The following is a 1668-nucleotide window of genomic DNA, read 5'->3' on the forward strand; positions in this document are numbered from 1 at the left end:
GCGGTGGTGCTTCGTTGCTGCTGGCGTCCAATACCACGTGCACGAGCGGCTCGGGCAGGTCCTGCTGATGCGGGGTCGCCGCCTCGGGGTGCAGCGGCTGCGTCATATAGCGCAGCGCGAGCGACTCGTATAGCGGCGGCGTGAAGAAAGCCGACACGCGGCTCGCCACGAGCGCGGTCGCCATCAGCCCGATGACCAGCGCGTGTCCGTTGAGCACCTCCACCACGATCACAAACGACGTAATCGGTGATTGCGTGACCGCCGCCATATAGCCGACCATCGCCAGCGCAATCAGTATCTGCGGGCGCATGTCGCTGAACACCATATGCAGCACGTTACCGAAGCCCGCACCGATCGACAGCGACGGCGCGAAAATACCGCCCGGAATGCCGGGCAGATAGGAGCCGACCATCGACACCATCTTCAGCAGCGGATAGAACATCGACAACTGCGCGTGGCCATCGAGCAGCCCACGCGCTTCTGAATAGCCGCTGCCGAATGTCGTACCGCCCGAGATCACCCCAACCACCGCGATCACGAACCCGCACAACGCGGCGAACGCGACCGGACGCTCGGCATTGAGCCTGTACAGCGGCGCGGGCAGCCAGCGCGAGGTGTTGAGCAGCAGCCAGCCGAAAAGACCGCCCGCAATGCCGGTGACCACCGCTGTGAGCAGCACGGCAGGCGCGAGCGAATCGGGCAATTGTGTGCCGACGTCGATCGTGCCGAAGTACGTGTAATTGCCGTTCAGCCCGAGCGCGATCACGCCCGCGACGATGATCGCGGTGATCAGCACGCCGCTTGCGCGCGCCTCGAAGCTGCGCGTGAGTTCTTCGATGGCGAACACGATGCCCGCGAGCGGCGTATTGAATGCGGCTGAAAGGCCCGCGGCCGCTCCGGCGAGCACGAACTGGCGCTCCATCAGCGCGTTCGAGCGCGGGTAGAGCCGCCGCAGGTTGAACATCAGCGCGGCGCCGACCTGAACGGTCGGGCCTTCACGGCCAATCGTGAGGCCGCCGAGGATGGCCAGGAAGGACACAAGAATCTTGCCGAACAGGATGGGAAACGTCAGCAGCCGCGAGCCGGTTTCACCCGGCCTCGTGTGCAGTATGGCGATAACCTGCGGGATGCCGCTGCCTTCGGCGCCGCGAAAGAAACGCCGCGTGAGCCAGGAGGCGACGGCTGCGATGGCCGGGGTGACCAGCAGCGGCAGCCACGGGCGTTCACGCTGCAGCTCGAGAAACGTGTTGTAGCCCCAGTCGATCAGCCGCGCGTAATACACCGCGGTGAGACCGACGGCGATCGTGCCCAGCCAGAAGATGCCGTACTGTCGCCACAGGCGCTTCGTGCGTCGGACGACGTTGGAGGACAGTGGCGTGTGTGTACCAGGCATGGCATAAGTGCGGCGGCCCGCGCGGGCGGACGATTGATGGTTAGCCCGACCTTCGGCGAAGATCGGCGCCCTCGTGGTGCAAGCGGGCTTGTGCACGTGCGGTTCCGTATGCCAGGCGAGCGATGAAGTCCGGGTGCAGTACGCCCGGGCACATCCCACGCGCTCCCCTCCAGCATCCGGTCAATAGTGGCATCCTGCCGTGGTCCCGGGCAAGCTCCTGAATTGTGCGAGTGCCACAAACGGATATTGTCATTTAACAGCGCGATTATTTGGGG

The 1668-nt window shown here is 64.9% G+C and carries 1 protein-coding gene; it reads right to left on the bottom strand.

Features of this window, described 5'->3' with window-relative positions:
- On the bottom strand, window positions 1-1393 hold a 1393-nt coding region (locus tag HV796_RS42120; protein WP_175233526.1), incomplete at its 3' end, for a chloride channel protein.
- Window positions 1394-1668 lie beyond the last annotated feature (275 nt).

The organism is Paraburkholderia humisilvae, from assembly GCF_902859855.1.
Lineage (GTDB): Bacteria > Pseudomonadota > Gammaproteobacteria > Burkholderiales > Burkholderiaceae > Paraburkholderia > Paraburkholderia humisilvae.